The sequence below is a fragment of the Simplicispira metamorpha genome, from assembly GCF_004341365.1.
Classification (GTDB): Bacteria; Pseudomonadota; Gammaproteobacteria; order Burkholderiales; family Burkholderiaceae_C; genus Simplicispira; species Simplicispira metamorpha.
In genome coordinates, this window is record NZ_SLXH01000012.1 from 93,327 (window position 1) to 100,092 (window position 6,766).

Annotated in this window: 5 protein-coding genes; 2 read left to right on the plus strand and 3 right to left on the minus strand. The window is 61.2% G+C overall.

The window, feature by feature from the left end; genetic code table 11:
* Positions 1-67 precede the first annotated feature (67 nt).
* The 3 genes from EV674_RS08375 to EV674_RS08385 all read right to left on the minus strand — a co-directional run bounded on the left by EV674_RS08375 (position 68) and on the right by EV674_RS08385 (position 3,944).
* The gene (locus tag EV674_RS08375; protein ID WP_119013090.1) at positions 68-1,894 is read right to left on the minus strand and encodes a M61 family metallopeptidase; all 1,827 of its coding nucleotides are present in this window, start codon (positions 1,892-1,894) and stop codon (positions 68-70) included.
* Between the two features lie 158 nt (positions 1,895-2,052).
* A complete protein-coding gene (locus EV674_RS08380; protein ID WP_119013091.1) occupies positions 2,053-2,778 on the minus strand; it encodes a DsbC family protein in 726 nt (241 codons plus the stop codon).
* A 38-nt stretch (positions 2,779-2,816) separates the two neighbouring features.
* A complete protein-coding gene (locus tag EV674_RS08385) occupies positions 2,817-3,944 on the minus strand; it encodes an FAD-dependent monooxygenase (RefSeq protein WP_119013092.1) in 1,128 nt (375 codons plus the stop codon).
* Between the two features lie 64 nt (positions 3,945-4,008).
* Here EV674_RS08385 and ychF point away from each other — a divergent pair, with 64 nt between their 5' ends.
* Positions 4,009-5,103 carry a redox-regulated ATPase YchF gene (gene ychF / locus EV674_RS08390; RefSeq protein ID WP_119013093.1) on the plus strand — a complete coding sequence of 365 codons (1,095 nt, stop codon included), beginning with the start codon at positions 4,009-4,011 and terminating at the stop codon, positions 5,101-5,103.
* A 539-nt stretch (positions 5,104-5,642) separates the two neighbouring features.
* Positions 5,643-6,635 carry a DUF4062 domain-containing protein gene (locus EV674_RS08395; RefSeq protein ID WP_119013094.1) on the plus strand — a complete coding sequence of 331 codons (993 nt, stop codon included), beginning with the start codon at positions 5,643-5,645 and terminating at the stop codon, positions 6,633-6,635.
* Positions 6,636-6,766: the final 131 nt, after the last annotated feature.

Here is a 6,766-nt window from a genome sequence, read left to right on the forward strand (position 1 = left end):
TTGTGTCAAGCCGACCACTATAACCAAGCTCTGTGGCGCAGGTGGTGCTGGCTGGCGCTGCGTGCCTTCAGGTGCTGTACAGCCAGCGCCCGGCCCGCGCCGCGTCGGTGATGCGCAGGGAAACCGTGTCGCTGTGCGCCGCTGGCGCGGCACTTTTGCGCGGTTTGGTGGCGGGCGGCGTCAGCGCCAGCGGCAGGCGCAGCAGCCGGTCGCCCCGGGCGATGAGGGCCGTGACGTGGCTGGCGTTGCCCGCGTACAGGGCCAGGTCGGCCAGCTTGCCCAGGCGCCAGCCCTGGCCTTGCACATCGATGCCCAGCCATTCATCGCCTGCGGCCATGCCGGCGCGCTCGGCCAGGCCGCCGCGCAGCACGGTTTTGATGCGGATGGCGCCGTTTTCGGTCACGCGCAGGCCCAGGCGCTGGGCGGGCTGCGGTGTGTCGGCTTGCAGCGTGATGCCGTGCGCGGCCAGCAATTCGGCCACGGGCAGTTCGGCGGTGCTGTGAACCCAGGCTTGCAGCTCGGCGTCGAACGCGCGGCCCGCGCAGGCTTGCAGCACGGCGCGCAGGTCGGCCTCTTGCATGGGGCCACCGGCGCAGTGCTGCCACAGGGCGCGCATCACGTCGTCCAGCGTGGTCTGGCCTTCGCGGCGCAGGGCCAAATCGAGGCACAGGGCCACCAGCGCGCCTTTGGTGTAGTAGCTGATGGTGGCGTTGGGGGTGTTTTCGTCCTGGCGGTAGAACTTGACCCAGGCATCAAAGCTGGCCTGGGCCACGGTTTGCACCTGGCGCCCCGGTGCTTGCAGCACCTGGTGCAGCGTTTTGGTCAGCAGTTGCAGGTAGGTGGTGTCGTCGATCAGGCCGGCGCGGCGCAGCAGCAGGTCGTCGTAGTAGCTGGTGAAGCCTTCAAAAAACCACAGCAGCTGGGTGTAGTTTTCCTGGGCGTAGTCGTAGCGGGCAAATTCTGCCGGGCGCAGGCGTTTGACGTTCCAGGTGTGGAAGTATTCGTGGCTGATCAGGCCCAGCAAGGTGGTGTAGCCCTCGCTGGCGCGGGCGCTGCCCAGGCGGGGCAGGTCGGCGCGGGTGCAGATCAGCGCGGTGCTGTTGCGGTGCTCCAGGCCGCCGTAGCCGTCGTGCGTGGCGTGCAGCAGGAACAGGTAGTTCTTGAACGGCGGCTTGCCCTTGCCGTGCCAGAAGCGCATGGCGGTTTCGCAGATTTTTTGCGTGTCAGCCAGCAGGCGCTGGGCATCGAACGAGGGCGCCGCGCCCGCCACCACCAGGCGGTGCGGCACACCGGCGGCGGTGAAGGTGGCGCTCCAGAAGGGGCCCATCTCCACCGGGCAGTCCACCAGTTCGTCGTAGTCGGCTGCCTGGTAGGTGCCAAAGCCGTTGGCATCAATTTTTAAGGGAAAAAGGCCTGTGGCGCACTGCCAGTGGGCGCTAGCAGCTATCAAATCAGGAGTGTTCTCCGGCGCTTCGGGGGCCACGACTTCCAGCGTGCAGGGCTGCTCGGCCTGGCCTTCGACGCGCAGGCACAGGCTGGTGCCGTTGAAAAAGCCCCGCGCCGCGTCCAGGCAGGCGGTGCGCACGGAGGGGTCGTTGGCATAGACCTCGTAGTCCAGCACCAGCGGCTGGCCGGTTTTGCAGGCGATTTGCCAGCGCTGCTTGTCTTGCTGCACCACGGCCAGTGTGCGGCGGCCTTGCCGGGCGCGCAGGTGTTGCAGGTTTTTGGCAAATTCGCGCACCAGGTAGCTGCCCGGAATCCACACCGGCAGCGTCACAGTTTGCAGCGCCTGGGGCTGCGCAATGGTCAGCGTGACGCGAAACAGGTGGGCGTGCAGGTCGGCGATTTCTACGCGGTAGTGCAGGGCAGAGACGGTGTCGTGGGTGTCAGGCATGGCGGTGCGGCAGAAAGTGGCAGCAGGGGAGTGCGGCAGGGCAAGGTGGGTACAGAGAAGTGCCCCGGCACCGAAGGGGCGCTGCCTGGCCGTGCAAGAAGGCCCGGTGGCAGCGCCGGGCGCGAGGGGCAGCGGGGCGCGATGGCCCCGTGCCGCCATCAGTTGGCGCTGGCCGTCTCGCTGGCTTCGGCCAGGCGTTTTTCGATGTCGGCGGCGCCGATGGCACCGGGTACGCGCGCGCCGTTGGCAAACAGCAGCGTGGGCGTGCCGGTGATCTTGTGCTTTTTGCCAAAAGCCAGGTTGCGTTGCAGGGCGGCGGTGTCGCAGCTGGCAGCGGCGGGCGTTTTCTCGCGCAGCATCCAGTCGTTCCAGGCGTTGTTGCGGTCTTTGGCGCACCAGATGTTGCGCGACTTCTCTGCCGAATCGGGGCTCAGGATGGGGTAGAGAAAGGTGTAGATGGTGACGTTATCGACGTTTTGCAGGTCGCGTTCAAAGCGCTTGCAGTAGCCGCAGTTGGGGTCGGCAAACACCACCAGCTTGCGCTTGCCGTTGCCGCGCACGGTGGCAAAAGCGTCTTGCAGCGGCAGGGCGTTGAAGTCTACGGCGGTGAGCTTGTTGATGCGGTCTTCGGTCAGGTTGCGCCGCGCTTTGGTGTCGATGAGCTCGCCCTGGATCAGGAAGTTGCCCTTGGCGTCGGTGTAGAACAGGTCGGTGCCTACGCGCACCTCGTACAGGCCGCCCATGGGGGTGGCGCGCACTTCGTCGATTTTTTCCAGCTGCGGAATGCGCTCGGCCAGGGTTTTGCGAATGGCGGGTTCTTGTGCCGTGGCAGTGAGGGCCAGGCCCAGGCTGGCCGCAGCCAGCAGGGAGGGGATCAGTTTCATCAAAATTGCGTTCCGTGGTGTCAGGTTGGTGGTTGCCGTCAGTGCGTGCCCATGGCGCGCTGGGTGATCCAGTCTTTCAGGGGGCCGCTGCGCTCAAAATTGTTCATGCCCCAGTTGCGCAGCGCCTGCAAAGGCGCCTCAGGGCGCGAGAACAGTTGCTGCAATCCATCCATCACCAGCCCCAGCGGCAAGATGTCGGCCTTGCGCTGGCGCTCGTAGCGGCGCAGCAAGCGCAGATCGTCCAGGCCGCGCCAGTCAGCGCGCTCACCGAGCACGCGGGCCAGCGCCTGCACATCGCCCAGCCCCAGGTTCAGCCCTTGGCCGGCCAGGGGGTGGACGTTGTGTGCGGCATCCCCGGCCAGCACCCAACTGCCCTGGCCGTCTTGGCCGTCGTGCGCCATGGCGCCGCACCAGCGCTGGGCCTGTGCCAGTTGCAGCGGCCAAGCGGCACGCTCACTGGTCAGGCGCAGCGCCCCCAGGGCGCCGCCGCTGGCTGCGTGCAGGTGCTGGGCAAAGTCTTCATCGTCCAGCGCCAACAGCGCCGGCACTTGCTGCGCAGGGACTGACCACACCACGGCGACAGAGTTCCCCTGCTCGCCCTCCAGCGGCAAAAAGGCCAGGATGCTGCCCTGCGAGAACCACTGCCGCGCCGTCTGGCCGTGCGGCAGTTCGCACTCCAGGCGCGTGGCAATGGCGTGCTGGGCATACGGTGTGACGTCGAACCCCGCGCCCAGCTGCGCGCGCGTGCTGCTGGCACGGCCCTCGCAGATGGCGGTGAGGGCTGCGGGCACCGGCGCGTCCACGCGCTCGACCTGCGGCTGGTAGCGCACGGCCTCGGCCAGGCGATTTTCGAGGGCGGGCACATCGACAATCCAGGCCAGCGCATCGACGCCCTGGCTGGCGGCGTCGAACAGCACTTCGCCGTCCTGGTCGCCGCACACGTGCATGCGGGTCACGGCGGTGGCGTGGATGGGGTCGGGCCAGCAGCGCAGGGCTTGCAGCAGCTGGCGCGAGGCGCCACTCAGGGCATAGGCGCGCACGTCCGCATGGCGCGGCGGCGGGCTGGTCACCAGCGCCACGCGCAGCTTCTCGCGCGCCAGCAAAAGCGCCAGGGTATGGCCGACAACGCCAGCCCCACGGATACAGACATCAAAGGTTTGCGGCATGGGGCGATTGTAGGAGGCCCCTAAAATGGCCCGTTTGTCCCCCTGATTACCAGAAAGCCCTGCCATGAGCCTCCAATGCGGCATCGTGGGCCTGCCCAACGTGGGCAAGTCCACCCTCTTCAACGCCCTGACCAAGGCCGGCATCGCCGCCGAAAACTACCCCTTCTGCACCATCGAGCCAAATACTGGCGTGGTCGAGGTGCCCGACCCGCGCCTGCACAAGCTGGCCGAAATCATCCACCCCGAGCGCATCGTTCCGGCCATCGTCGAGTTTGTCGATATTGCTGGCCTGGTGGCCGGTGCCAGCCAGGGCGAAGGCCTGGGCAACCAGTTTCTGGCACACATCCGTGAAACCGACGCCATCGTCAACGTGGTGCGCTGCTTTGACGACGACAACGTGATCCACGTGGCCAACCGCGTCGATCCGATTGCCGACATCGAAGTCATCCAGACCGAGCTGTGCCTGGCCGACCTGGGCACCGTGGAGAAAGCCCTGAACCGCTACAGCAAGGCCGCCAAGTCGGGCAACGACAAGGATGCGGCCAAGCTGGTGGCGCTGCTGACACGCATCCAGGCGGCCCTCGATCAGGGCAAGCCCGCGCGCTCGGTCGAGGTCAGCAAGGAAGAGCAGCCCCTGCTCAAGTCGCTGTGCCTGATCACGGCCAAGCCCGCCATGTTTGTCGGCAACGTCAGCGAAGACGGGTTCGAGAACAACCCTTACCTCGATCGCCTGCAAGAGTACGCCGCCAGCCAGAACGCCCCTGTGGTGGCCATCTGCGCCAAGATGGAAGCCGAAATGGCCGAGATGAGCGACGAAGACCGCGACATGTTCCTGGCCGAAATGGGCCAGACCGAGCCCGGCCTGAACCGCCTGATCCGCGCGGGCTTCAAGCTGCTGGGCCTGCAAACCTACTTCACGGCGGGCGTCAAGGAAGTGCGCGCCTGGACGATCCGCGTGGGCGACACCGCCCCGCAGGCCGCTGGCGTGATCCACGGCGACTTCGAGCGCGGCTTCATCCGCGCGCAGACCATCGCCTTCGACGACTTCATCCAGTACAAGGGCGAGCAGGGAGCCAAGGACGCGGGCAAGATGCGCGCCGAAGGCAAGGAATACGTCGTGAAAGACGGCGACGTGCTGAACTTCCTGTTCAACGTCTGACCGATCTTGTGATGTTTCGCATCTGTTCACGTTGTTTCATGATGGTTCGATAAATCATTTGAAATCAACGGTTTAGGTGTTATTGGGCGGCGCTTCGTGTTGCAGCACGGTGCGCCGTTTTTCATTTCTTTTCACGAAAAAAATCGGGTATGGATGTGGGTATGGTTCTTGATGGCTGCTTTGGTTGGTGGGTAACCAAGAGTATTCAATGAACGCACAGGCATAACAAAATCGACAAAGTCGTCGCATCTCGCGTGCTGATGCTGCAGCGTTGGAAGTATGAAAATCGATTGCTTTAGAAGGTGCTGAAAAATTTCTCCGTTGGTTTGAACAGCGACATTCGTAGATTAGCCAGAAGCAGTCTCTTGATCATTAGTCTGCTGCACTCAACAAAACTGAGATAAAAATTCTTTGGCTTATCTAAACACTGCAAAAACTATTTTTCCCATCGAACCACAAGTTCGTACATTGTTAGGCGAACTGGGCATGCCCGTTATATTTAACCTAAACCTAGTTGACTTTTTTCAAAGGATTGCGTAGTGGAGAAGAGATATCAAGTTTTCGTCAGTTCAACTTACGCCGACCTCAAGGAAGAACGACAGAAGGTAATTCAAGCTTTGATGGAATTGGATTGCATACCTGCAGGTATGGAGCTATTCCCAGCCGCCGATGAAGAGCAGTTTGAGTTCATTAAGCGTGTGATTGATGATTGCGACTACTATTTGCTTATCGTTGGCGGACGATACGGTTCATTAACGGCACAAGGAATAAGTTACACAGAACAGGAATATGAATATGCCTTGAACCGAGGGCTCAAGGTTGTGGCCTTAATTCACGAGAAGCCTGATGAGATTCCATTCGGAAAGTCCGAACAGCATCCGGAGCTTCGCAACCTTTTACAGGCATTTCGTGATCGGGTAGCTACAGATCGCCTAGTCAGATTTTGGAGGTCCGCAGACCAATTGCCTGGAATCGTTGCGTTAAGTCTTTCCAAGACAATTAAAATGTTTCCAGCAATTGGATGGGTGCGCGCAGATCGTGCTTCAAGCGAAGAGCTACTTTCGGAAATCAATGATCTCAGGAAGCAAAACTCGCAACTGCAAAGCGCTTTAGCAGAATTACCGAAATCTAGACCTGCGCCCATACCTAACCTTGCGGGGCTTGATGAGGTAATCGAGCTCCATGGCGCGTATTACCGTGATGGCGGCAGGCGTACGTGGAAAGCGCAAGCGACGTGGAGTGAGTTATTTGGTTTTATCGCTCCCTACTTGATAAAACACCCGAACGACGCTACCGTTAAGGGGATCCTAAAAGATGCTCTTTTTGCTAAGTCTGGCAGCTATGGGACAAATGCGATCCTAGATGACCAAGAATTTCAAACAGTTGCTGTTCAATTGAAAGCTCTTGATCTTATCAAGCTTAGCTATTCGAAAACCGTCCAAGGAGGTATGGGATTGTTTTGGTCTGCAACTCAGGTAGGGGAAAAATTTACTTATGAATTGCGAGCAGTACGCAGCACAAAAAATGTCTAATAATTCATTCAAGCCTACTCCGCTTCGCGGCGTGGCTTATTGACTAGAAATAAAACAACTTGAATCAAGCGGCATATTTGACAGAATCCTTCCCAAAAAACTGCTGCACCTTTTTGGGCGATTTCTGCAAA